Source organism: Simplicispira metamorpha, assembly GCF_004341365.1.
Classification (GTDB): domain Bacteria; phylum Pseudomonadota; class Gammaproteobacteria; order Burkholderiales; family Burkholderiaceae_C; genus Simplicispira; species Simplicispira metamorpha.
Window position 1 is genome coordinate 1 of record NZ_SLXH01000038.1, and the last position, 23,819, is coordinate 23,819.

The window sequence follows — 23,819 nt, forward strand, 5'->3', positions numbered from 1 at the left end:
TGGCTGCTTTGGCACTGGGGGCAGATCAGACTCATCTGTTGAACCTCGCACAAATGCGGAAAGATTGCATAAAAATACCTTTTTCGCAATCCCCAAAACGGCCTCTAGCGCCCGCCAGATAAGCGCCATTAGCTCACATTTCAGGAGCAATTTCAGGCTGCGTGGATAGGTCGCTTTGCAGCACGCGGCGGCCATCAAAGACAAAGCAGCCGCCGTGGTAATGGGCGCCGTCGGTTTCCTCAAAATATTTGAGGATGCCGCCTTCGAGCTGGTACACGTGCTCCAGTCCTTCCTCGCGCATGAGCAGGGCGGCTTTCTCGCAGCGGATGCCGCCGGTGCAAAAGCTGACTACCGTTTTGTCTGCCAGTGCGGCTTTGTGCGCGCGCAGTGCGTCGGGAAACTCTGTGAACTTGGTGATGCGCCAGTCGATGGCGCCATCGAACGTGCCCGCGTCCACCTCGAAGTCGTTGCGCGTGTCCAGCGTGACCACGGGCCGGCCACTGTCGTCGTGGCCCTGGGCCAGCCAGCGGTGCAGCGTGGGCGCATCCACCGCAGGCGCGCGGCCCGCACTGGGCACGATGGCGGGGCGGTCCATGCGGATGATCTCGTGCTTGACCTTGACCAGCATTTTGCGAAACGGCACCTGCGCCGACCAGCTCTCTTTGGGCTGCAGGTCGGCAAAGCGGGCATCGGTGCGCAGCGCATCGACAAAGCCGCGCACGGCCTGCGCGCTGCCCGCCAGAAAGAAGTTGATGCCTTCTTCGGCCAGCAAGATGGTGCCTTTGAGGTCGGCGGCCAGTGCCTGCGCGTGCAGCGCGCCGCGCAGGGCCTGCGCATCGGGCAGTGGCACAAATTTGTAGCAGGAAATGTTCAGGATGGGGGTCACGGCGCGCTCCTGCGCAAAAGGGGCCCCGGCGCCCGCAGCGCCCTCAGGCGGCATGGCGCAGCAGGGTTTCTTGGAACTTGTTGGCCAGTTGGGCTACGGCCAGCGCTGCCGGGCAGCCCGGGTTGAGCAGTTGCAGCAGCTGGCGGCGCATGACGGCCTCGCGCACGGCGGGGTCGGCGGGAATGTCGCCCATGTGGATCAGGCGCAGCGGGCGGCCCGAGTCGGTCATGACAAAGCGGTCGAGCACCTGCTGGAGCTGGCCGGTGATGGCCCGGCCATCGCCCGGGCGCGCGGCCTGGTTGACGATCATGCGCACATGCTGGCGCTTTTGCTGCATGGCCAGCACCTTGATGGCGGCGTAGGCATCGGTGAGCGAGGTGGGCTCGGGGGTGGCCACGATCAGCACCTCGGAGGCCAGCGAGATCGAGAACAGCACCACCTCGGAGATGCCCGCGCCCGTGTCCAGCAAGATCACATCAAAGTAGGGCGCCAGCTTTTGCACGGCGTGGAAGAACTGGTTGCGCACTTCGGGCGTGAGGCGCGAATACTCGACCATGCCCGAGCCTGCCAGCACCACCGAAAAGCCCCCCGGCGCGGCGATGACGGCTTCTTCCAGACGCGCTTTGCCGGTAAAAACATCGTGCAGGGTGACTTTGGGGTGCAGGTTGAGCACCACGTCCAGGTTGGCCAGGCCCAGGTCGGCATCGAGCACCAGCACGCGCTGGCCCCGGCGTGCCAATGCAGCGGCCAGGTTGGCAGAGACAAAGGTTTTGCCCACACCGCCCTTGCCACTGGTCACGGCAATGATGCGGGCACCGGTCTGCGCGGGCGCAGGGCTGGCGTCCGCTGGGATGGGTTGGGTGGACGGCGCGTCGCTCATCTCATCGCTTTCAAAATGCGCTGTCGGTGGGATCTTGGGGGGGCAGATCGCCCCAGCCAGACGGCGGATAGAGGGTGCCAAACAGCAAACCTTTCTCTTCAGCGGTCACAGTGCTGCTGGGTTCTTCTTCAAGATGCACACGGTTGCGACCGGCCGATTTTGCCTTGTAGAGTTGCAGGTCGGCGCGATCGACCCACAACGAGGTAGTCGAGCGTATCCATTGCAATGCAAAGGCGCCGCCAATACTGATGGTGATATGCAGCTCCTTGGAAGGGGCAATGCGTACCGGCGTTTTTTCGATGGCCATGCGGATGCGCTCGGCCACGATGTGGCCAAACGCCGCCTGGCAACCGGGCAGCACCACGGCGAATTCTTCGCCGCCGTAGCGCGCCAGGGTGTCCATGGGGCGCACGCAGGTGCTCAGTGTGCGTGCCACATCCTGTAGCACCCGGTCGCCTGCGATGTGGCCGTGGGTGTCGTTGACGGTCTTGAAATGGTCTATGTCCAGCAGCAGCAGCAGCGCCGACTCGCCCGAGCGGGCTACGCGGTCAATCTCGCGCTCCAGCACGCTGAGGAAATAGCGCCGATTGGCCAGCCCTGTCAACGGGTCTTTGAGGGAGAGTTCGCACAAACCGTCGATCAATTCTTGCAGGTAGCGTTCGGGCGCCGCAGCCTCGGGCGACTGCGCAGACGCGCCGACCAATGCCTGGGCGGTTTCCAGGCGCAGATCACGCAAGTCAACGAGGTGGGGGGAGGCTGTAGGGGGCACGGCGGGGGTGGGCACAGTGCTGGCAGTGTAACCGTGCATCCGCCTTTCCAAAGGGCCAAAGGGGTTTTGCGCAGCGCTTGGATTGCCTGAATAGCAGGTGCATTGCCGTGCAAATTGGTCGAATGGCCTTTTTTAGGGGTAAATACTGACTCCAAGGCATACGCAGCCTGCGCTGGCTGCTCTTGTTTTTGATGGCTTTGGGGCCATGCGCACAGCCCCTGTGCACGCCACAAACCGCGCCGCTATGATGGGTTGGGCCGTGTTTTTGCGGTCTTTCTCTGTTCAGGAGGCGCTATGAGCCAATTCCATATTGCTGTCATCGTCGGTAGCTTGCGCAAGGACTCTTTCAACCGCCAGTTGGCCACAGCGCTGGCGCGGCTGGCACCGGCAGATTTCCACCTGACGCAGCTGCGTCTGGACGATCTGCCGCTGTACAACCAGGACGATGATGGCCAGCAGGCGGCCCCGGTGCTGCGCCTCAAGAGCGAGATCCAGGCGGCGCAGGGCCTGCTGTTTGTCACGCCCGAATACAACCGCTCGATTCCGGGCGTGCTCAAGAACGCCATCGACCACGCTTCGCGCCCCTACGGCCAGAACGCCTGGGCGGGCAAGCCTGCGGGGGTGTTGGGCGTGTCGGTCGGGGCCATCGGTACGGCGCTGGCGCAGCAGCACCTGCGCAACATCCTGGCCTACCTGGATGCGCCCACCCTGGGCGCACCCGAAGCGTTCATCCAGGCCAAAGAGGGGTTGTTCGATGCCGACGGCCAGGTGGGCCAGGCCAGCCGGGCGTTTTTGCAGGGCTGGATGGATCGCTACGTGGCTTGGGTGAAGAAACACGCCTGACGCACAGCCGCCGCGCGGTCTGCGGGCACGCTGTGGGCGTGCGCAGGCCGGTGCCGGGGGCGGGTGCCGCAGGGTTTTGAGCGTGTTTGGGGTGCTCCCAGTTAGGTAATATTGCGCCGCAGCATCCCTGCGGCGCTTTGGCGTGTGCAGCGGTTTTTGACACGATGCCCAGGCGCCAGAGCCTCAACCGACTCTTTTCATGACACCAAAACCCCCCTCCTTGCTGAGCCGCATTGCGCTGGCCATCAGCAGCTTTTTCTCCATCATTGGCAACCCCGAGTTTGCCGCTGGCGTGGCCCAGCTGCGCCAGGGCGGCGCCCCGGCGCCGGCGCCTGTCGTGCCCCCGGCGCCCGTGCCTGCACCCGCACCGGTGGCGCCGCCTGCGCCCGTGCCACCTCCCGCACCCGTGCCTGCACCGCCACCGCCCTTGCAAGCCCTGCCCGAAGCGGCTGCACTGCAATTGCTGGGCCTGCTACAGCGCGATGCGCGTTTTATCGACTTCATGGAAGAAGACGTGGCCGCCTATGGTGACGCGGACATCGGCGCTGCCGCACGCGTGGTGCACGAAGGCTGCCGCAAGGTGCTGCGCGAACACTTCACCATTGCCCCTGTGCGCAGCGAGGCCGAAGGCAGCCGCGTCACGCTGGCGGCGGGCTTTGACGCCGCTGCCGTGCGCGTCACGGGCAACGTGGTGGGGCAGGCGCCGTTTGTTGGCACCCTCAGCCACCGTGGCTGGCGCGTGACCGACACCCGCCTGCCCTTGCTGGCCCCGGGCCATGACCCGGCCATCGTCGCCCAAGCGGAGGTAGAACTGTGAACGCCCCCACATCCACACCCACATCCCCCGCGGCCAGCGGCGCGCGCTACACCATCGGCATTGACCTGGGCACCACGCACTGCGCGCTGTCGTGGGTGGATACCCAGGCCAGCGATGGCGAAGCCGTGGTGCAAGGCGTGCTGCAAGTGCCCCAGCTCACCGGCCCCGGCACGCTGGAGGGCAAGCCCCTGCTGCCGTCCTTTTTGTACCTGCCCCACGAGAGCGAGCTGGCACCGGGCGATCTGGCCTTGCCCTGGGCCAGCGCGCAAGACTTTGCTGTGGGCGAATTTGCCCGCACGCGCGGCGCCGCCACACCGATACGGCTGGTCTCCAGCGCCAAGAGCTGGCTGTGCCACCCTGGTGTGGATCGGCGCGGCGCCATCCTGCCCGCTGATGCGCCTGCCGAAGTGGCACGCATCTCGCCACTCGATGCCTCGATTCGCTACCTGGCGCATTTGCGCGCTGCCTGGAATGCCCAGTACCCCGAAGCGCCGTTTGACCAGCAAGAGGTCACTGTCACCATTCCGGCCTCGTTCGACCCCGCCGCGCGCGAGCTGACCGCCGAGGCCGCCCAGAGCGCCGGTTTCCAGAACCTCACCCTGCTGGAAGAACCCCAGGCCGCGCTGTACAGCTGGATTCAGCGCAGCGCGGGCCAGTGGCGCAAAGACGTGCGCCAGGGCGACACCATCCTGGTGGTGGACGTGGGCGGTGGCACCACCGACTTGTCACTGATTGCCGTGCTGGAAAACGAGGGCAACCTGGAGCTGCACCGCGTGGCCGTGGGCGAGCACATCCTGCTGGGCGGCGACAACATGGACTTGGCGCTGGCCTACGGCGTGGCGCGCAAGCTGGCCGCCCAAGGCACGCAGCTCGACCCCTGGCAAACGCGCGCGCTGGCCCATGCTTGCCGCGCTGCCAAAGAGGCGCTGCTCAGCGATCCCACCGTGCAAAGCGTGCCCGTGGTGGTGCCCAGCCGGGGCTCCAAGCTCATTGGGGGTTCCATCCGCACCGAAGTCACGCGCGAGGAACTCACGCAGACGCTGGTGGATGGCTTCTTCCCGCAGGCCGCCGTGTCGGACCAGCCCATCAGTCGCGCGCGCGGTGCGCTGACCCAGCTGGGGCTGCCTTATGCGCAGGATGCGGCCATCACCCGCCACCTGGCCGCTTTCTTGAGCCGCCAGCGCGGCGCCACGGCCCAGTTGCAAGGCTTTGGCGTGGCCCAGCCCGAGAGCGCCAGCTTTCTGCACCCCACGGCGGTGCTGTTCAACGGCGGCGTGCTCAAGTCGGGGTTGATTGCCGAGCGCGTGCTGTCCATCCTCAATGGCTGGCTCGGTGCCGATGGGGCTGCGCCCGCGCGGCTGCTGGGCGGGGCTGACCTGGACTTGGCTGTGGCACGCGGTGCAGCCTATTACGGCTACGTGCGCCGGGGCCGGGGTGTGCGCATCCGGGGCGGCACGGCGCAGGCGTATTACGTGGCGGTGGAATCGGCCATGCCCGCCATCCCCGGCATGGAGCCGCCCATCCAGGCGCTGTGCCTGGCACCTTTTGGCATGGAAGAGGGCAGCGAAGCGCCCCCGCTGGCGCAGGAGTTTGGCCTCATCGTGGGCGAGCCAGTGCGCTTTCGCTTTTTTGGCTCCTCGGTGCGCCGCCAAGACCAAGTCGGCAGCACGCTGGACTTCTGGGGCCCCGAAGAGCTGATTGAGCTGGCCGAAATCGAAGCCAACCTGCCCGCACAGGGCCGCGCCCCGGGCGATGTGGTGCGTGTCAAGCTGCACGCGCGGGTCACTGAAACCGGCACCCTGGAGCTGGAAGCCTTGCCCGTGGGCGGCAGCGAGCGCTGGAAGGTGCAGTTCGACGCGCGAGGCGACGCCACCCCCGCCCAGCCGTGAGCGCGCGCTACACCGTCGGCATCGACCTGGGCACCAGCCACACCGTGGTGGCCTATGCGCCGCTGGCGGCGGCAGCGGGCCAGACTGCGATTGAACTGCTGCCCATACCCCAGCTGGTGGGGCCGGGCGAAGTGGCCGATTCAGCCCTGCTGCCCTCCGTGCGCTACCACCCGGCGCCGGGTGAACTCAGCGCCGCGCAGCTGCAACTGCCCTGGCCTGCGCCGCCCGATGCCCAGGAGCCCCCCGACGCACCGCCTGCCGTGCTGGGCCGCTACGCCCAGGCGCTGGGCGCGCAGGTGCCGGGGCGGCTGGTGGCCAGCGCCAAAAGCTGGCTCTCGCACGCGGGCGTGGACCGCACAGCGGCCATCCTGCCTTGGGGTGCGGGCGATGGCGTGGCCACCGTCTCGCCCGTGCAGGCCAGCGCCAGTTACCTGGCCCATGTGCGTGCGGCGTGGAATGTGCGCTTTGCCGATGCGCCTTTGGAGCAGCAAGACATCGTCCTCACGGTGCCCGCTTCCTTCGATGAAGGGGCGCGTGCCCTGACCCTGGAGGCAGCCCGCCGCGCCGGTCTGCCCACGTTGCGCCTGCTGGAAGAGCCCCAGGCGGCGTTCCACGACTGGCTGTTTCGCCACCGCGCCAGCCTGGCGGCTGAACTGGAGGGCGCGCGCCTGGTGCTGGTGTGCGACGTGGGCGGCGGCACCACCGACCTGACGCTGATCCAGGTCGAGCCCGGCCCGCAGGGCTTGCCCCAGCTCACCCGCATCGGCGTGGGCGAGCACCTGATGCTGGGCGGCGACAACATGGACATGGCGCTGGCCCGGCTGGTGGAGCAGCGCCTGGGCGTCAGCGCGCCCCTGCCCGCAGCGCGCTTTGCCCAGCTGGTGCAGCGTTGCCGTTTGGCCAAAGAACAATTGCTGGCGCCGCAGGCACCCGACCACGCCACCATCACCTTGCTGGGCGCAGGCGCGCGGCTCATTGGCAGTGCTGCGTCGGCCACCGTCACTCGCACGGAAGTCGAGCGCCTGGTGGTCGATGGCTTCCTGCCCGAAGAAGGCGCTGACGTGCGTCCGCAGCGCAGGCGCACCGGGTTGGTGGAATGGGGCCTGCCATACCCCGCCGATGCGGCCATCACCCGCCATGTGGCGGAGTTTCTGGCGCGCCATGCCAGCGCGCCCGATGCCGTGGCGCTGCCCGATACCTTGCTGCTCAACGGCGGCGTGTTCCGCGCCCCGGCCCTGGCCCAGCGCCTGGAGCACACCCTGGCGCGCTGGCGCGGCGTCCCGGTGCGGTTGCTGCACAACGATGCGCCCGATGTGGCCGTGGCCCGTGGCGCCGTGGCCTACGCGCTGGTGCGCGCTGCCCGCGTGCCCGAGCTGGGCCACGGCATTGGCGGTGGTGCCGCGCGCAGCTACTTCCTCGTGCTGGAGGGCCACAGCGGCCCGCCACGCGGCATTTGCGTGCTGCCGCGTGGCACCCAGGAGGGCGTGGTGGTGGCGCTGCGCGAGCACACCTTCGCCCTGCGGCTGGGGCAGGCGGTGCGCTTCCATCTGGTGTCATCGCTGGCCACCACGCCGTGGCAGGCCGGTGATCTGGTGGATCTGCCCGATCTGGAGGGCGCTGGCGCAGCGGGCGATGCCCGTGCCGACGCCTTTGCGCGCCTGCCGCCCCTGCAAACCGTGCTGCCGCTGCCCCCGGGCCAGCAGCGCAAAGACGTGCATGTGCAGCTGACGGCCACCATGACCGAGGTCGGCACGCTGGAGATGCACTGCACCCGCACCGAAGACGCCCAACAGCGCTGGCTGCTGGCGTTCCAGCTGCGCACCGATGTCGACACCGCCGCCCAGCCGCCCGCCACCCCGGTCAGCCACCTGCGCCTGCCCGACGCTGTGGCGTTGATTGAGCACATTTTTGGCAGCAGTGCGCACAAACCCGACGCCAAGGAGGTGCGCCAGCTGCGCACCCGCCTGGAGCGCCTGCTGGGCAAGCGCGAAGACTGGGATGTGGCCCTGCTGCGCGCCCTGTTCGATGCCTTGTGGGCGCGCGCCCGCCGGCGCCGCCGCAGCGCCGAGCACGAGCGCACCTGGTTCAACCTGGCTGGCTACTGCCTGCGCCCCGGCGTGGGTGCGCCGCTGGACGCCTGGCGTGTGGAACAAATCTGGACGCTGTTTGCCCAGGGCTTGCAGTACGCCAGCGACAGCGCCAACTGGTCAGAGTGGTGGACGCTGTGGCGCCGTGCTGCCGCCGGGCTGAACCAGGCGCAGCAATTGGTGCTGCTGGAAGTGTTGGTCGGCCACCTGGAAGCCGTGGCCAGTGCCCCCCGGGGCAAATCGCCCCTGCATGGCAGCTACGACGACATGGTGCGCCTGGCCGCCTCGCTGGAGCAGGTGCCCATTGCGCACCGCATCGACGTGGGCCATTGGCTGCTGGAGCGCTTGCAGCGCCCCACAGAAAGTCCGCAGTCCTGGTGGGCCGTGGGCCGTGTTGGCGCGCGCGTACCGTTGTACGGCAGCGCCCACCACGTGGTGCCGTCCGACACCGCCGCTGCCTGGCTGCAAGTGCTGCTGGCACAAGACTGGAAAACCGTGGAGCCCGCTGCTTTCGCCGCCGCCCAGATCGCCCGTTGCAGTGGCGACCGCGCCCGCGACGTGCCCGAGTCCTTGCGCGCCGAGGTCATCCGCCGCCTCGTGGCGGCCAAAGCCCCGCCCGGCTGGAGCGCCATGGTGCGCGAGGCCGTGCAACTCGACGAAGCCGACCAGCGCCGCAGCTTTGGCGAGGCCCTGCCACCGGGACTGCAACTGATCGCCGCACCCGCTTGAGCGTGTGGTGGCTGGCCGGTGTGCCGCCACGCCCGTGCAAAATAGCTAGTGTTTTGATAGCTGTTCGCGCACGCCAGAAAAGCGCTGGAGGCCGTTTTGACCATCAAAAAACCCGGCGCCAGGCCGGGTGGGGGCTGGTGCGCACTGGCACCCGCGCAGGCTGCGCTGCGCTCAGAGCTTGCGCAGGCGCTTGACGTCGATTTCCACCGTGTTGCGGTGGCGTTGGTGATCGACCTCACCGGAGATTTCCACGGTGTCCTGGGGCGACACGGTCTGGCCTTGCCAATGGCGGTCGTCAATTTCTACATCCACGGTGCCGCTGGCGTCCTTGAAGACATAGTTCTCGCCGCCGGTGTGGCGCTCAATCGTGCCGCGCAGCGTGACCGGGGTGTCGTCGCGCAGCGTCTTGGCGTGCTCGGCGGTCACGATGGTGGAGGGGCCGTTGAACCCACCGCGTGCCGTCGCCTGTGCGCCCGTAAAACCGCCCGTGGCCGGTTGTGCCATGGCCGCGCCCGCCAACAAAACACCCGCCGCAAACATCGAGAAAGTCTTCATGGTTTCGTCCTTCAAAGTGCTGAGAAGCCTGCATTGTGAAGACCGATTCTGAGGGCTGGATTAACACCCACATCCACACTGTTTACTCTTGATTTGATAGCTGCTTGCGCTTGATGGATGGGCCTTGAGCGGTGTTTTGGCTATCCATCTGGCGGGGGAGCGCCTGCGGTGCTGCTGGATACCCGTCGCTGCTGTGCAGGAACTATGGATTTGATAGCTGCTAGCGCCCGATCTGTAAGGGCTAGAGCCTATTTAGGATGCAAAAACCCGGCGCCAGGCCGGGTGTGGGCAGCGGGTGCTGGTGGGCACCCGCAGGGGCTGCGCGGCGCTCAGGCCGCTTGCGTGGCCTGGGGCTGGTTGGCGGCAGCGGCGGTGATATCGCGGCTGGCGCTGTCCAGGGCCAGGGCCTTGGCGTCGCCGCCCATGGCCACGCCTTCGGCACGCACAAAACGCACATCGGTCACACCGAAAAAGCCCAACACGGTTTGCAGGTAGCTCTCTTGGTGCTCCATGGCGCGGCCGCCTTCGCTGGTCGAATACACGCCGCCCCGGGTCGAGGCAATGATCACCGTCTTGCCCTTGGCCAGACCTTCGGGGCCGTTGGCCGTGTACTGGAAGGTGCGGCCCGGCTGGGCGATGCGGTCAATCCAGGCCTTGAGCTGCGTGGGAATGCCGAAGTTGTAGAACGGTGCGCCAATCACCACCACATCGGCGGCCAAAAACTGGCTCACCAGCTGCTCGGAGACAGCGTTTTCACGCTGCTGGGACTCGCTCAAGCACTCGGTCTGGCCGGTGCGCGGGGCCATGGCATCCATGGTGAAGTGGGCGGGGGCGTTGGTCACCAAGTCAAGGTAACTTACCTGAGTATTGGGGTGGCTGGCTTTCCAGGCCTCAACGATTTGTGCCGTCAGTTGGCGCGAAACAGATTGGTTGCCAGTGATGGCCGAATCGATGTGCAGCAGTTGCATGGTTTTCTCCTGAAGGTGGTGGGCGGTGCTCCCCGTGGCGCCGCATTGGTATTGATTATGGGTTTGGCACCATGCGTTGATAAGTGGTCAAATTCGCACTGGTTAGTCCTGTTTTTGGAACAATGAAGCCTGTTATGCAAGACCTGAACGACATGTTGTACTTTGCCGAGGTGGTGGAGCGCGGTGGCTTTGCCGCTGCGGGCCGGGTGCTGGGTGTACCCAAATCGCGCCTGTCGCGCCGCGTCTCGGAGTTGGAAGCGCAGCTGGGTGTGCGCCTGTTGCAGCGCACCACCCGCAAAATCGCCTTGACCGAGGTGGGCGAGGCCTATCTGCGCCACTGCCAGGCCATGCGCGAGTCGGCCCAGGCCGCCTGGGACACGGTGGCCCAGGTGCAGGCGGCGCCGCGCGGCACCATCCGCGTCAGTTGCCCCGTCACGCTGGCGCAAACCGTGCTGGGCGAGCTGATGCCGGTATTTCTGGCGCGCCACCCGCAGGTGCGCGTGGAGATGCAGGTATCTAACCGGGCCGTGAATCTGGTGGAAGAGGGCGTAGATGTGGCGCTGCGCGTGCGCTCGTCGCTGGACGACAGCGCCAGCATGGTGGTCAAGCGCCTGGACATTGCGCGCCAGGTGCTGGTGGCCAGTCCGGAGCTGCTCATGCGCCAAGGCACGCCCGAAACGCTGGAGGACTTGACGCGGCTCGACAGCATCGCCATGTCCGCGCCCGATGGCCGCGCCACCTGGCACCTTACTGGCCCGCAAGGCGCACACCAAGTGGTACACCACCACCCGCGCTATGTGGCCGATGATTTGCTGACGCTGAAATTTGCTGCGCTGGCGGGCACCGGCATGTGCTGGCTACCCGACTACATGTGCCATGAAGAGATGCGCGATGGCCGTCTGGTGCGCGTGCTGCCCGAATGGGCGCCCACGCCGGGCATCGTGCATGCGGTGTTTCCGTCGCGCCGGGGGCTGTCGCCAGCGGTGCGCAGTTTTCTGGACTATCTGGGCGAGGCCATGCCCGGTCGCAGCAGCCAGCAGGGACGTAGCTGAAACTGCAAGCCAAAACAAAAAAGCCACCGGGTTACGGTGGCTTTTTTGTTGACTGCTAGGCCAGTATTTGGCTCCTCAACCTGGGCTCGAACCAGGGACCTACGGATTAACAGTCCGGCGCTCTACCAACTGAGCTATTGAGGAAAATGGAGCGTAAATGACGGCTGCATTTACTTGGTATTTGGCTCCTCAACCTGGGCTCGAACCAGGGACCTACGGATTAACAGTCCGGCGCTCTACCAACTGAGCTATTGAGGAATAAGCCTCAAATTATATACACAAAAAAATGCCTTTTGGCGTTCCAGTAGCAAAAAGCATTGCATTGGCGTTTTTATCAGGGTGCTGCCATTGCGCTGGGCGGCTGGGCTGGTTGGGGTGTTTCTGTTGCGGGCGCTGTGTCGCTGCTGTCCTACAGTGATTTCGGCGGGTTCTGACTGACCCGCAGTGGTGGGGTCGCCTAGAGTCTCCAGTTATTTCATTCATCGGAGAAAAGAGCATGACAAAGTCCCCTGTTTTCAAGCGCTCAACCCTTCGCATTGCTGGACTTTTGGCAGTCACGGCCTTGGCATTCGGCTTGTCGGCTTGCGACAAAATGAAGGAGCCTACGGTAGGACAAAAAATTGATGCGGCTGTAGAGCAGACCGAGAAAGCCGCTGCCGAGGCCAAAGCCAAGGCGCAGCAAGCGCTGGAATCTGCGGGGGCCAAGGTGGAGCAGGGCGCTGTCAAAGCAGAGGCTGCAGCCGAGGGCGCTGGCGATGCCGCACGCCAAGCAGGAAATGCCGTGCTCGAGAAAATGGACGATGCTGCGATCACCGCGCAGGTATCGGCAGGCTTGGCCAAAGACCCCACCCTGAGCGCGCTCAAGATTGATGTGGATACGCGCGATGGTGTCGTCACGCTCAACGGGCCTGCACCCACACAAGAAGCCAAAGACCGCGCCACGGCCATCGCCCAAGGGGTCAAGGGTGTCAGTTCAGTGATGAACCAGCTTTCTGTGAAGGCCATTTGAGACCCTGCGGGGCTTCATGGGGGCGCGATACCATCGCCGCATGAAAACACCTGCTACTGATTTGTCCACCCGCCTCATTCACTTGGACTACCAGCCGCCTGCTGGTTTTATGGCGCCCGCGCCCGCAGTGCACAAGGCGTCCACGGTCATTTTCCCGAGCGTGGCGGCCATGCGCACCCGCCAGTGGATGGACAAAAGCAGCTACACCTACGGCCTGCACGGCACGCCCACCACATTCATTCTGGAAGAGCGCCTGTGCGCCTTGGAGGGCGGTTTGCAGTGCGTGCTGGTGCCCAGCGGTTTGGCTGCGATTGCCAATGTGTCGCTGGCGCTGCTCAAAGCGGGCGATGAAGTGCTGATTCCCGACAACGCCTACGGCCCCAACCAATCCATGGCGCAGGCCACGTTGGCGCAGTTTGGTATCCGCCATGTGTTGTACGACCCGCTGGATGTGGCCGATCTGGCAGCCAAACTGTCGCCAGCCACACGCTTGGTGTGGCTGGAGGCGCCAGGCTCCGTCACCATGGAGTTTCCCGATTTGCTGGAGATGGTGCGTTTGTGCAAGTCGCGGGGCGTTACCACGGCGCTGGATAACACCTGGGGCGCAGGCCTGGCCTTTGCCCCATTTGATTTGATGGGTGACGGCAGCGGCAGCCTGGCCGTCGATGTATCGGTCCACGCGCTGACCAAATACCCCAGCGGCGGCGGCGATGTGCTCATGGGCAGCGTCATCACGCGCGATGCGGCGCTGCACCTGAAGATCAAACTGCTGCACATGCACCTGGGTTTGGGCGTGGGCGCCAACGATGTGGAGGCGGTGCTGCGCTCCCTGCCCAGCATTGCACTGCGCTACCGCGCCCACGATCTGGCTGCGCGTGATCTGGCCCGCTGGATGCAGCAGCAAAGTCCTGTGGTGCAGGTGCTGCACCCGGCGTTGCCAGGTTCGCCAGGCCACGCCCACTGGCAGGCTGTGTGCGGCGCCTTGCATGGCGGCGAAGGCTGGGCGGCCGGGCTGTTCAGCGTGGTGTTCGACGCACGCTACAGCCAACACCAAGTCGACGCTTTTTGCGATGGTTTGCGCCTGTTCAAGTTGGGCTACAGCTGGGGTGGCCCCATGAGTCTGGTTGTGCCCTACGACATTGCCAGCATGCGCCATCGGCCTGTGCCGCATTTGCAACCAGGCCATGTGGTGCGCTTCTCGGTGGGGCTGGAGGCCGTGCAAGACCTGCAGCAGGATTTGCAGCAAGCCATGCAGTGTGCCTTTGCGCCTGCCTGATGCATTTGCCGCGCAGGGTTTTTTTGCTGGGTGAAAGGCGCCAAGGTCAAGCTGTTACAGTGGGTCTTCACTTAGGAGAGTACATACCTTGGCTACACCGAACTACGGATACGAAAAGCGCCAGCGCGAGCTGGCAAAAAAGAAGAAAAAAGAAGAGAAGCTGCGCGCCAAATCTGCCCCTGCACGCCACTCTGACACCTATGTCGCCCCTGGTGGCGATGTCGATAACCCCGCTGTCTCCCCTGCATCCGGCGAGGGCGCACCGGGCTGATTGGCCGTTGATCAGCGCAGCAACTTGCGCAGCGCTGGCCACACGTTGTTGAGCATCTGCGGATGCGCTTCGGCGCGTGGGTGGATGCGATCAGGCTGGAACATTGCCACCGGATCGGGCTCATCCGCAATGCCTTTAAGAAAAAACGGCACCACCGCCGCTTGGTGCTGTTCTGCCACGGTGGCAAAAATACCGGCAAACCGGCGCGCGTAGTCGCTGCCATAGTTGGGCGGCACCTGCATCCCCACCAAGAGCACCTTGGCGCCTGCCTTCTGTGCGGTCTGTGTCATCCAGGCCAAGTTGTCTTCAGTGCTTTTCAGTGCCAGCCCGCGCAGCGCATCGTTGCCCCCCAGTTCAATCACTACCAGCGTGGGCCGGTGCTGTGCCAGCAGGGCAACCAGGCGCGATCTTCCGCCCGCCGTGGTTTCGCCGCTCACGCTGGCATTGACGACGTGGGCGGGCAGCTTTTCAGTGGCCAGGCGCTTTTCCAGCAGCGCCACCCATCCTGTGCCCCGGGCCAGGCCGTATTCCGCGCTGAGTGAGTCCCCCACCACCAGGATGGTCTGCCCTGGCGCGGTTTTGCCCGCTGCGGCGGTGCCCTGCGCCATGGCAGGGATACACCATGCAGCCAGCGTTGCCGCCAGCGTCCCCACGATAAAGTCGCGTCGATACGCGTTTTGATTCACAGTACAAGGCCTTTCATGTCCGCAACCACTGCTACGCCCGCTACACCCATCATTGCCGTCGAGCATGTTGATAAATCTGTCACCGATTCCACCGGCACGCTGCACATTTTGCGGGATATCGATTTCCGGCTGGCAGCGCGGGAAACTGTGGCGATTGTGGGTGCGTCGGGGTCGGGCAAAAGCACGCTCCTGTCCATCATTGCCGGTCTGGATGTGCCCACGCACGGCACGGTGCGGCTTGATGGCCACGATTTCTTTGCCTTGAGCGAGGATGGCCGCGCCGCCCTGCGGGCGCAAAAGATGGGCTTTGTGTTCCAGAGCTTTCAGCTCATGGGCAACCTCACGGCGCTGGAGAACGTGATGCTGCCGCTGGAGCTGGCCAACCGCCGCGATGCGCGCAAAGTCGCTGCCGAGATGCTGGCCCATGTGGGTCTGGGCCAGCGCCTGAACCACTACCCCAAAGTGCTCAGCGGCGGCGAGCAGCAGCGCGTGGCGTTGGCGCGGGCGTTTGTGGTGCAGCCCGCCGTGCTCCTGGCCGACGAGCCCACGGGCAGCTTGGACTTTGCCACTGGCGAAACCATCATGCAGCTCATGTTTGACCTGAACCGTGAGCAGGGCACCACGCTGGTGCTGGTGACGCACGACCGGGGCATTGCCCAGCGCTGCGAGCGCTGCATCACCATCGACGCCGGGCGCATCACCGCCTGAAGCTCAGCGCTGGCCAGCGGCCTCGGCGGCCTGCGCCGCGCGGCAGGCGGTGGCAGTGAACAGCACATCGGTCGAGGAGTTGAGCGCCGTTTCCGCCGAATCTTGCAGGATGCCGATGATGAAACCAATGGCCACCACCTGCATGGCCACATCGTTGGTAATGCCAAACAGGCTGCACGCCAGCGGAATCAGCAACAGCGAGCCACCGGCCACACCCGAGGCGCCACAGGCGCACACCGACGCCACCACGCACAGCAGCAGCGCCGTGGGCCAATCCACCGCAATGCCCAGCGTGTGAACGGCGGCCAGCGACAACACGCTGATGGTGATGGCTGCGCCCGCCATGTTGATGGTGGCGCCCAGCGGAATGGCGATGCTGTAGGTGTCCTCGTTCAGGCCCAGGCGCTTGGCCAGGGCCAGATTGATGGGGATGTTGGCTGCCGAGCTGCGCGTGAAAAATGCCGTCACACCGCTCTCGCGCAGGCAGGTAAACACCAGTGGATAGGGGTTGCTGCGCAGCACGGCAAACACAATCAGCGGGTTCACCACCAACGCCACAAACAGCATGCAGCCCAGCAGCACCGCCAGCAGGTGGGCGTAGCCCCACAGTGCGTTGGCACCGGCCTCGGCAAACGTGCTGGCCACCAGACCAAAAATACCCAGCGGCGCAAAGCGGATCACCCACTGGATGATGTACGTAATGGCTGCCGACAAATCCGCCATCACTGCCCTTGTGCCTGCGCTGGCGTGGCGCAGCGCCATGCCAATGCCCACTGCCCAGGCCAGAATGCCGATGTAATTGGCGTTGGTCAGGGCGCGCACCGGGTTGTCCACCACGTTCATCAACAGCGCCAGCAGCACATCCTGGATGCGCGATGGGCCATCCGCCGCCTGTGCTGGCGCTTGCAGCACCAGCGTGGACGGAAACCACAGGCTGGCCACTACCGCCACCACCGCTGCTGCCAAGGTGCCCACCAGGTACAGCGCCAGCACCGGGCGCATGTGTGTGGCCTCACCGGGCTTGTGGTTGCTGATGGCTGCAATGACCAAAATGAACACCAGCACCGGCGCCACTGCCTTCAGGGCGGCAATAAACAACGTGCCCAGCAGCGCCACCTGGGGCGTGGCCGCTGGCAGCAGCATAGCCAGGGCGATGCCCGCCAGCAGGGCAATCACAATTTGCGTGACCAGACTGGTGCGTTGGGTCCAGCGAAGCAGCGGAGAAAGAATCATGGTGTTTCCGACAGGTAGCTGGAAAAGGTAGGGGGAGGGTGGGGGCGGTATTTTAGGTGCCCCCGCTGGCCTGGCCGGGGCGCTGGCGGCAAAGCCCGGATAATCCCCGGCCATGTCCTCCCCCAAAGTCCTTTTCGGCTTCCATGCCGTGGGCGTGCGTTTGAAGACCGCGCCCCAATCCATCATTGAAATCTATTACGAAGCTACGCGGCGCGATGCGCGCATGCGCCAGTTTCTGGACCGCGCCCGTGAGGCCGGTGCTCGCTTGATCGAAGCCGACAGCGTGCGCCTGGCCAAGCTGGCGGGCAGCCACGGCCACCAGGGCGTGGCTGCGCGCGTCGAGGCCGTGGCACAGGTCACATCGCTGGATGAGCTGCTGGAAAACCTCGAAGAAGCTGGCATTGAGCAGCCGCTGTTGCTGGTGCTCGATGGCGTGACCGACCCGCACAACCTGGGCGCCTGCCTGCGCGTGGCCGATGGTGCGGGTGCGCACGCCGTCATCGCGCCCAAAGACCACGCCGTGGGCATCAACGCCACCGTGGCCAAGGTGGCCAGTGGCGCTGCCGAAACCATGCCGTACTTCATGGTGACCAACTTGGCGCGCACGCTCAATGAACTCAAAGAGCGCAACATCTGGATCATCGGCACCAGCGACGATGCGCCCAAAACCATCTACCAGGTGGACTTGAAAGGCCCCGTGGCCCTGGTGCTGGGCGCCGAGGGCGACGGCATGCGCCAACTTACGCGCAAAACCTGCGATGAGCTGGTCAGCATCCCCATGAAGGGCGCCGTCGAGAGCCTGAACGTGTCGGTGGCCAGCGGCGTGTGCTTGTACGAGGCCCTGCGCCAGCGCGGCTGAGGGCGCGTGCGGCCTGGGCGGGCGCCGTCGTCACAACGACGGTCGCCATCGCGCCCCTTAGCTCAAACCCAGCCCAGCGCGCCCAGCAGGGCGCCAGCGCCCAGCAGCCAGAGCAAGTGCAGCCGGGTGCGCCACACCAGCAGCGCCACCACCAGCGTCAGTAACCACAGCGCCCAGTCGGTGGCGATGTGGCCTTGTGCGCGGCCCAGCACCCAGGCCGTGGCCATGACCAGGCCAATCACGATGGGCGCCATGCCCTGCTTGAAGGCGCGCACGGCACGCCGCTCGCTGTTGCGCTGCGCCCAGCGCGTGGCCAGCCAGGTCAGCGTGGCGCTGGGCAACATCGTGCCCAGCATGCACAGCGCTGCCCCCAGCAGTCCCAGCGCCCAGCCACCTATACCGGCGCCGCCCGCGTTCAGGCCCACGTTCCAGCCCAGCAGGGCAATGAACAGCACGTTGGGGCCCGGCGCGGCCTGCGCAATGGCAATGCTGGCGCTGAACTGCACATCGGTGAGCCAGCCATTGCGCTCGACCAGGTAGCGCTGCATATCGGGCGCCAACGAAATGGCGCCGCCCACCGCCAGCAGCGACAGCGACAGGTAGTACAAAAACAGGTTCAGCCAGTCGATGGGCTGCAAGGTGATGGTATGCATGGCGTTCAGGGTTTTTCAGGGCGCCAGCTTGCGCCAGGTCAGTGCGCAGACGGCACCGCCCAGCAGCAAAAGCACCCAGTGCAGCGGCAGTCGCAGCCAGGCAATGGCACCGAACATGAGCGCTGCAAATACCGCCCCCACCAGCGGCCCCAGCGGGTGCTGGCGCAGTGCGGCGGCCAGCTTCAGGCCCATGCCGGCAATCAGCCCTGCCGCCACCGCACCCATGCCGCGCAGCGCACCGGCCACCGCCGGGTGCGTGGCCCAGTGGGCATACACCAGCGCTGCGGCCAGCACCAACACCAGCGGCAGGGTGAGCATGCCCGCCACCGAGGCGGCTGCACCGCGCAGGCCAAAGTAGCGGTCGCCAATCATCACCGAGAGGTTGACCACGTTGGGCCCGGGCATGACCTGTGCCACCGCCCACTCTTCCAGAAACTCCTCGTTGGTCATCCAGCGCTTTTTCTCGACCAGCTCGCGCTGCACCACCGCCATCACCCCGCCAAAGCCCTGCAAGGCCAGCCAGGTGAATGACCAGAACAGGTCGGCGCAATTGCGCGGGCGTGGGTGCTGCGGGGGTGGCGTGGAGCCGGAGTGGGGCGTTGGCAGCCCGTCAGGAGCGGGGGTGGGGGAGAAATCGGCAGCAGCCATGAATGAAAGTAAAAAGTGCTTCAAAGCCTTACGGAATAAGCGAAAGCAGCTATCAAATAATGAGTTGATTGCCTATTTTTTCAGGCAAAACGTGCAGTGCGCGGGCCGCCATGGTACGCGCGCTGGGCTTTGTGCGCTGGCTGGCTATACGGGGCAGGTGCTGCGTGGCAGGTTTGCGTTTGATAAAAAATGCATCTACATTAAATAGATGCAAGCCAAACTGATCTGGGATGAAACCAAGCGAAGCCTGAATCTGGTCAAGCATGGCTTGGATTTTGCCGATGCACCCCAGGTGCTGGACTCCCGTTACCGGCTGGACGTTGCCACCGTGCGCGGTGGCGAGGCACGTGTGCAGTCCATTTCCTATGCCCTGGGCTTTTTGGCTGTGCTGACGGTGGTGCATACCCCGCGCGGTACGGCAACGCGCATCATCAGTTTTCGCCGTGCAAGCAGCAAAGAACGAGAGGTTTACGATGCCTGGCTCCAAGACGAATGACCTGACCCGCGCCCAAGTGCTGGCCGCTGTGCGCGCCATCCCCCCAGGCCAAGATTACGTCTGGGATGGCCTGGACGAAGACGACCGCCCGGCCAGCGATGCCGAGTTGCAAGCGGGTTTGCAGGCGGCGCTGAAAAAGCGTGGCCGCCCGACCGGCAGTGGCAGCAAAGAGCAAGTGGCGATTCGCATCGACCGCGATGTGCTGGCTGCGTTTCGCGCCGGTGGCGCTGGCTGGCAAACGCGCATGAACGATGCGCTGCGCGACTGGCTGCGCTCGCATTCGGCGGTGTAGCGGCCCGGTCTGGCTGCGCGCATCAGCCGCGCCAGGCGCTGGCGCCTTGGTGCTGCACGCACTGGGCGCGGCCCAGGGCCTCCAGCGTTTGCAGCAGCGTGGGCAGGCTTTTCTTCCAGGGGCCACGGCCTTTGAAGTGGGCTTCGATGGCACTCAAGCTCAGGGGCACCGGGCTGGCGGCCAGCACGGCAGCCACGGCGCGCACTTGCTCGGGCAGTTGGGCGGGCCAGGGGGTTTGCTGTGTGGGCTTGGATTGCTCTGTTTTCGATAGCAATTTTTCATCATCCAAATTGGCCCCTGGCGCTTGCGTATCGAGCGCGAGCAGCTCTGTTTTTGATAGCGATTTTTGCGGATTTTGGAACGCAGGCCGCAGCCAACGCACGCGGCCTTGGGCTTCTTCGGCGGCGCGCTGGGTGTTGAGCTGCACCAGGCGCAGCAGCAGTTGGGCGACGGCGCTGGTGTGGGTTTCGGTGGCGGGGGCGCTGGCCATGTCGGCGGCCAGGTCGGCCCAGCCGTAGGCGGCGAGCACAGCGGCGTCGAGTTCGTCGTGCAGTTCGCGCAGCACGCCGACGAGGCCGGCGCTGTGGATGGCTTTTTCTTTGGCGTTGAGGGGGCGGCCTTCGCGCAGGGCGGCCAGCACGTTGTACAGGCCCGTGAGGGTGAGGGCGGTTGCGGTCTGGGCCTGGGCGGCGGCTGGCGTGGTGGCGGGCAGTGCCGGGGCCGGTGCGGTGGCGGGTAGTGCTGGGGCAGGCGGGCACTGCGGCGGGCTCATACGCGCTGCGCTGGCGAAATCGCCCGCCGCAGCGCCCACCTGCCCCAGCACGCGCTTGCGGTGCGCGTCGATCTGCTCGGCCAGCAGGACGATGCGCTGGCGCAGTTCGGGCGTCAGGCCGGTGTCGTCGTCGGGGAAGGGGAAGGTTTCAAAACAGCGGGATTTGTTGTAGCGCGGGCGGTCTTCCAGCGTGCTACCTGTGGCCAGCGCCCATTCGGCGTGCAGTTGGCTGGAAAGAACGCCCAAGGCGTAGGCATCGTTCAAAGCGATAACGACCAGCATTTGATCCGGCAGGATTGCGCCATCCAAAAACTGAAAAATCCGGTGTTTGGCCGTCATCACGGTGGCGATGTAGCGCGGTAGCCCGGCCGAGGCGCGGCGCATGTCGTCGTTATTGCGCCGATGCAGCCACCATTTTTCGCGCAGGTCTTTGTCTTTGTTGACATCGCGCTCGGGCTTTACCCGATCCAGCAGCCATTGGTAAAGCCTGGGGTAGCGTTCGCGCACCTGTTCTGCACTGAGCCCGTGGCAATCGATTACGAGCAGGCCGCGAGATTTGTCCGTCAGGTCTTTACCGTTGCGGTAGGGCTTGATGGGCGCATCTGCTTCCATGGTGGCCGCTTCTTCGGCGGTCAGTTGCATGGCTGCGCCGTGGGGAATCACGCCAGCGCTGCTCAGCTTGGCATTGGCTTGGAGTGTTTGGGCTTGGGTGACATTGGCGCCCACTTTCAAATCCGCGTGAATCAACCCGGTGCGCTCGATCAGTTCGACGGCCACTTCGCCGTGCTCGCCGGTTTGTTCGCCCACAACGCTGCACAGTTGCCCTTCGCCTGCGTCGGGCGCCAGCACGGTCATGGCAATGCGCACCGCAGCGCCGTTGGCGCCGTCCACCCAAGGATGGTCGGCAATGGCAAACACCAAATGGCATGGTTGGCCGGGAATTGGCGCAGCGTCCCCAGCCTCCCCGGCGCCATCCCCGCCCGTTGCACCCGCATCCACCAACCCCACGCCCGCCAAAGCAGCGCCATCCAAGGCAGCGCCCTCCAAACCGGTGCAAGTCAAAGCACCATCCAGCCCCGCCTGCACCACGCGCCGGTTGAACACCATGGTCAGGCTGTTGGTCGTGATCAGCCCCATGCGCTTGCAAGACCTCGCCGACACCAGCGCCGCTGCCCGTGCCCACCAGAACATCACAAAGTCTGCGCTGTCCGGTACTTCCGGCCAGGCCGCCCGCAACGCCTGCACGTAACCATCGCCCAAAGCCTCGCGCATCCGCAGTTTTCCAATAAACGGCGGGTTGCCCACAATGAAATCCGCCTGCGGCCACGGCGCGGGCCGGGCGCCCACGTAGCGCCATTGCGGCACTTGGGCGGCTTCGTCGGGCACCTTTTCGCCCGTCACCGGGTGGACTTTGAACGTCACTCCATCCCAGCGACTGAGCAGCTGGCCAGCCTCGTCGTAGGCCAGCTCTTGCGCATCCCAGGCCAGCACGGCATCGCGGCATTCGATGTTGCCGTAGTTGTGGACGACCGGCTCGGCCACGGCGGCGTTGCCTCGGGTACGGATATGCCACTGCAAATAACCAATCCACAGCACCAGCTCAGCCAGGGCGGCGGCGCGTTCGTTCAGTTCGATGCCGCGCAGTTGTTGCAGCGTGACGGTTTCGCCTTCAAAGCCGAGCTGGTCTTGCGTGTGGCCCAGTGCTTCGAGCTGGTTGACCACTTCGCCTTCCAGGCGCTTCAAATGCTCCAGCGTGACGTACAGAAAATTGGCACTGCCACAGGCCGGGTCTAGCACCCGCGTGGTGCAGAGCTGGTGGTGAAACTTTTTGACTTCGGCGCGGGCCTCGGCCAGTTTGGCCTCGGCTGCTTTGCCCTCCAGCGCGGCGGCTTGGGCGTTGGCCCAGTCGGCGCGCAGGGGCGCTATCACCGTGGGCAGCACCAGCCGCTCCACATACGCGCGCGGCGTGTAGTGCGCACCCAGCGCGTGGCGCTCGGTGGGGCTGAGGGCGCGCTCCAGCAGCGTGCCAAAAATGGCTGGCTCCACCTCGCGCCAGTTGGCTTTGGCCGCTTGAATGAGTAAATCAATCTGCGCGGGCGTCAGCAGCAGGCTGTAGCCGTCGCGCTCTGCGCCCTTGAACAGCTTGCCGTTGAAGTGCAGCACCGGCTTGGCCAGCGCGGCGCTGAAGCCGCCTTTGTCCATGTCCGTCCACAAAATGCGCAGCATCTGTTGCAGCGTGGCCGGGTCGTTGCGGTGCGTTTGCAGCAGGCCCAAAAACGCGCCTTTGGGCAGCAGCTCTACATCCTCGGCAAACATGGAAAACAGGCAGCGGGTCAAATACGATGCTATGTTTTCAGAAGCTGGTAGCGCTTGCTGCGCTTGGTCTTCAGGCTTATTTGGCTTGAAATTTGTGCCAGCGCCGGGGTTGCTGCTGGCGCTGGCGTTGCCGCCTTCGAGCGACTTGGCCAGTTGCGCCAGCAGCGCCGCCACATCGCGCGTGACCTGGGCGCTGATGCGCGCGGGGTTGAGGCTGTCGGGGTCTTGCCAGATGCGGCGCAGGCGCTCTTGCACCTCGGGGCGGGCCAGGTCGGCCAAGGCCAGACGGTGGCTGCGCGGGTCAGGAAACGGCGTGTAGGTGCCGCCGCTTTTGCTGAACTCGGCATAGACCTCGATCACCGTGCCCACATCCACCACCAGCACAAAGGGCGGTCGGGCCCTCGTGGGCGGGCAGGGCACGGGCGTAGTTTTCAGCTTGGCTGCGCGCGCGCAGCAGGCCATCGTCAAAGCCTTTGGTATGGCTGCCAGCCTTGAGCTTTTTTGCCTCCAACACCAAGTGGCCACGCCGGTAGCAGTCGATGCGCCCGGCGCTGGTGCTGCCGTCGCCGTGCGTGAAGGTGATGGGGCGCTCGAACATGTAGCTTTGGTCGGGCGTGGGGTGGGGTGGGGGCGCTCTACGCCCAGCAGCGCGCACAGGTCAATGACAAAGCTCTGCGCCGTGGACAGTTCGCTGGCGGCAACGCCCTGCCAGCGGGCGATAAAGGCTTGGGTGGCAGCGGCATCAATGGGCGCAGGGCTGGATGGGGTGGTCATGTGGCGGTGGGCAGGTGGGCAAAAACAGGCTGGGCGCAGCATGCCAGCGCCGTGCGTGAAAAAGCCGCCCCGGTGGGCGGCCAAGAAAAGGGCGCTGCACCGGCCAGCGGGGCCGGGTGCGCGGCGGGCGCTTCAGGCGATGGTGTTGAGCCGGGTGCCCAGCGTGCCCGAGGTGGCCAGCGCCGGTTGCTGCGGTGGTTGGGGCAGCGCCTCCAGCATGGTGGCTGCGGCAGCGGCCTGGGTGTTCAGGGCCTTCTTCAGCACGGCGATGTTGACCGCGTCGGAGGTGGTCTGGCTGGCCTGGGCCGTGGCAGTGCGCACGATGGCGTTGGTAGCGGCAATATCCATGGG

The 23,819-nt window shown here is 65.4% G+C and carries 24 protein-coding genes and 2 tRNA genes; 12 read left to right on the forward strand and 14 right to left on the reverse strand.

Annotated features, from left to right (window positions below; all coding sequences use genetic code 11):
• Positions 1-133: 133 nt before the first annotated feature.
• Genes EV674_RS15875 through EV674_RS15885 form a run of 3 tightly spaced genes read right to left on the reverse strand, consistent with a single transcriptional unit; the run spans position 134 to position 2,574 of the window.
• Entirely contained in the window at positions 134-886 is a 753-nt protein-coding gene (locus EV674_RS15875; RefSeq protein WP_119014600.1) for a sulfurtransferase, read from the reverse strand.
• A gap of 43 nt (positions 887-929) precedes the next feature.
• Positions 930-1,766, reverse strand: a complete 837-nt coding sequence (locus EV674_RS15880; RefSeq protein WP_119014598.1) for a MinD/ParA family protein — start codon at positions 1,764-1,766, stop codon at positions 930-932.
• Positions 1,767-1,776: 10 nt separating this feature from the next.
• On the reverse strand, positions 1,777-2,574 hold the full coding sequence (locus EV674_RS15885) for a GGDEF domain-containing protein (protein ID WP_119014597.1): 798 nt from the start codon (positions 2,572-2,574) through the stop codon (positions 1,777-1,779).
• A 255-nt stretch (positions 2,575-2,829) separates the two neighbouring features.
• Here EV674_RS15885 and EV674_RS15890 point away from each other — a divergent pair, with 255 nt between their 5' ends.
• From EV674_RS15890 to EV674_RS15905, 4 genes are all read left to right on the forward strand, one after another.
• A complete protein-coding gene (locus EV674_RS15890) occupies positions 2,830-3,378 on the forward strand; it encodes an NADPH-dependent FMN reductase (protein WP_119014596.1) in 549 nt (182 codons plus the stop codon).
• 199 nt (positions 3,379-3,577) lie between these two features.
• On the forward strand, positions 3,578-4,195 hold the full coding sequence (locus tag EV674_RS15895) for a DUF2760 domain-containing protein (protein WP_119014595.1): 618 nt from the start codon (positions 3,578-3,580) through the stop codon (positions 4,193-4,195).
• Positions 4,192-6,084 carry an Hsp70 family protein gene (locus tag EV674_RS15900; RefSeq protein WP_119014594.1) on the forward strand — a complete coding sequence of 631 codons (1,893 nt, stop codon included), beginning with the start codon at positions 4,192-4,194 and terminating at the stop codon, positions 6,082-6,084. The genes EV674_RS15895 and EV674_RS15900 overlap by 4 nt, the downstream gene beginning before the upstream one ends.
• Positions 6,081-8,900, forward strand: a complete 2,820-nt coding sequence (locus tag EV674_RS15905; protein ID WP_119014593.1) for an Hsp70 family protein — start codon at positions 6,081-6,083, stop codon at positions 8,898-8,900. The genes EV674_RS15900 and EV674_RS15905 overlap by 4 nt, the downstream gene beginning before the upstream one ends.
• A 171-nt stretch (positions 8,901-9,071) precedes the next feature.
• On the opposite strand, the gene EV674_RS15910 is transcribed toward EV674_RS15905, so the two are convergent.
• The gene (locus EV674_RS15910) at positions 9,072-9,455 is read right to left on the reverse strand and encodes a YgiW/YdeI family stress tolerance OB fold protein (RefSeq protein WP_132750485.1); all 384 of its coding nucleotides are present in this window, start codon (positions 9,453-9,455) and stop codon (positions 9,072-9,074) included.
• 329 nt (positions 9,456-9,784) lie between these two features.
• Positions 9,785-10,423: an FMN-dependent NADH-azoreductase gene (locus EV674_RS15915; RefSeq protein WP_119014591.1), complete on the reverse strand. Its 639-nt coding sequence runs from the start codon at positions 10,421-10,423 to the stop codon at positions 9,785-9,787.
• A gap of 134 nt (positions 10,424-10,557) precedes the next feature.
• Here EV674_RS15915 and EV674_RS15920 point away from each other — a divergent pair, with 134 nt between their 5' ends.
• Positions 10,558-11,475 (forward strand): LysR family transcriptional regulator, encoded by a 918-nt coding sequence (locus EV674_RS15920; protein ID WP_119014590.1) that lies wholly within the window; start codon positions 10,558-10,560, stop codon positions 11,473-11,475.
• Between the two features lie 68 nt (positions 11,476-11,543).
• Here the strand turns inward: EV674_RS15920 and EV674_RS15925 are convergent.
• Both EV674_RS15925 and EV674_RS15930 read right to left on the reverse strand, forming a co-directional pair.
• Positions 11,544-11,619, reverse strand: a tRNA-Asn gene (locus tag EV674_RS15925).
• 38 nt (positions 11,620-11,657) lie between these two features.
• A tRNA-Asn gene (locus tag EV674_RS15930) sits at positions 11,658-11,733 on the reverse strand.
• 238 nt (positions 11,734-11,971) lie between these two features.
• On the opposite strand from EV674_RS15930, the gene EV674_RS15935 reads away from it, so the two are divergent.
• From EV674_RS15935 to EV674_RS15945, 3 genes are all read left to right on the forward strand, one after another.
• Entirely contained in the window at positions 11,972-12,484 is a 513-nt protein-coding gene (locus EV674_RS15935) for a BON domain-containing protein (RefSeq protein ID WP_119014589.1), read from the forward strand.
• Between the two features lie 40 nt (positions 12,485-12,524).
• Positions 12,525-13,760: a PLP-dependent transferase gene (locus EV674_RS15940; protein ID WP_119014588.1), complete on the forward strand. Its 1,236-nt coding sequence runs from the start codon at positions 12,525-12,527 to the stop codon at positions 13,758-13,760.
• A gap of 88 nt (positions 13,761-13,848) precedes the next feature.
• Positions 13,849-14,031: a hypothetical protein gene (locus tag EV674_RS15945; protein ID WP_119014587.1), complete on the forward strand. Its 183-nt coding sequence runs from the start codon at positions 13,849-13,851 to the stop codon at positions 14,029-14,031.
• Between the two features lie 11 nt (positions 14,032-14,042).
• Here the strand turns inward: EV674_RS15945 and EV674_RS15950 are convergent, their stop codons facing one another.
• On the reverse strand, positions 14,043-14,639 hold the full coding sequence (locus EV674_RS15950) for an arylesterase (protein WP_119014586.1): 597 nt from the start codon (positions 14,637-14,639) through the stop codon (positions 14,043-14,045).
• Between the two features lie 93 nt (positions 14,640-14,732).
• Between EV674_RS15950 and EV674_RS15955 the strand changes: the two genes are divergently transcribed.
• The gene (locus tag EV674_RS15955; RefSeq protein ID WP_119014585.1) at positions 14,733-15,425 is read left to right on the forward strand and encodes an ABC transporter ATP-binding protein; all 693 of its coding nucleotides are present in this window, start codon (positions 14,733-14,735) and stop codon (positions 15,423-15,425) included.
• A 3-nt stretch (positions 15,426-15,428) separates the two neighbouring features.
• On the opposite strand, the gene sstT is transcribed toward EV674_RS15955, so the two are convergent.
• On the reverse strand, positions 15,429-16,658 hold the full coding sequence (gene sstT / locus EV674_RS15960) for a serine/threonine transporter SstT (RefSeq protein WP_119014584.1): 1,230 nt from the start codon (positions 16,656-16,658) through the stop codon (positions 15,429-15,431).
• Positions 16,659-16,770: 112 nt separating this feature from the next.
• Between sstT and rlmB the strand changes: the two genes are divergently transcribed.
• Entirely contained in the window at positions 16,771-17,517 is a 747-nt protein-coding gene (rlmB, locus tag EV674_RS15965) for a 23S rRNA (guanosine(2251)-2'-O)-methyltransferase RlmB (RefSeq protein ID WP_119014583.1), read from the forward strand.
• 62 nt (positions 17,518-17,579) lie between these two features.
• On the opposite strand, the gene EV674_RS15970 is transcribed toward rlmB, so the two are convergent.
• Genes EV674_RS15970 through EV674_RS17470 form a run of 3 tightly spaced genes read right to left on the reverse strand, consistent with a single transcriptional unit; the run spans position 17,580 to position 19,083 of the window.
• Complete coding sequence (locus tag EV674_RS15970) at positions 17,580-18,170, reverse strand: chromate transporter (protein ID WP_193552719.1); 591 nt, start codon at positions 18,168-18,170, stop codon at positions 17,580-17,582.
• A 15-nt stretch (positions 18,171-18,185) separates the two neighbouring features.
• Entirely contained in the window at positions 18,186-18,818 is a 633-nt protein-coding gene (locus EV674_RS15975) for a chromate transporter (protein WP_119014581.1), read from the reverse strand.
• Between the two features lie 52 nt (positions 18,819-18,870).
• Positions 18,871-19,083, reverse strand: coding sequence for a hypothetical protein (locus tag EV674_RS17470; protein ID WP_165887110.1), 213 nt, complete (start codon positions 19,081-19,083; stop codon positions 18,871-18,873).
• A gap of 3 nt (positions 19,084-19,086) precedes the next feature.
• On the opposite strand from EV674_RS17470, the gene EV674_RS15980 reads away from it, so the two are divergent.
• Together EV674_RS15980 and EV674_RS15985 are read left to right on the forward strand one after the other, a co-directional pair.
• A complete protein-coding gene (locus tag EV674_RS15980) occupies positions 19,087-19,314 on the forward strand; it encodes a BrnT family toxin (RefSeq protein ID WP_241525026.1) in 228 nt (75 codons plus the stop codon).
• Positions 19,292-19,606, forward strand: coding sequence for a BrnA antitoxin family protein (locus EV674_RS15985; protein ID WP_119014579.1), 315 nt, complete (start codon positions 19,292-19,294; stop codon positions 19,604-19,606). Before EV674_RS15980 ends, EV674_RS15985 begins: the two co-directional genes overlap by 23 nt.
• A gap of 22 nt (positions 19,607-19,628) precedes the next feature.
• Here EV674_RS15985 and EV674_RS17850 read toward each other — a convergent pair whose 3' ends face one another.
• A complete protein-coding gene (locus EV674_RS17850) occupies positions 19,629-23,468 on the reverse strand; it encodes a class I SAM-dependent DNA methyltransferase (RefSeq protein WP_241525025.1) in 3,840 nt (1,279 codons plus the stop codon).
• 132 nt (positions 23,469-23,600) lie between these two features.
• Positions 23,601-23,816 carry a putative motility protein gene (locus tag EV674_RS16000; RefSeq protein ID WP_119014578.1) on the reverse strand — a complete coding sequence of 72 codons (216 nt, stop codon included), beginning with the start codon at positions 23,814-23,816 and terminating at the stop codon, positions 23,601-23,603.
• Between the last annotated feature and the right edge of the window lie 3 nt (positions 23,817-23,819).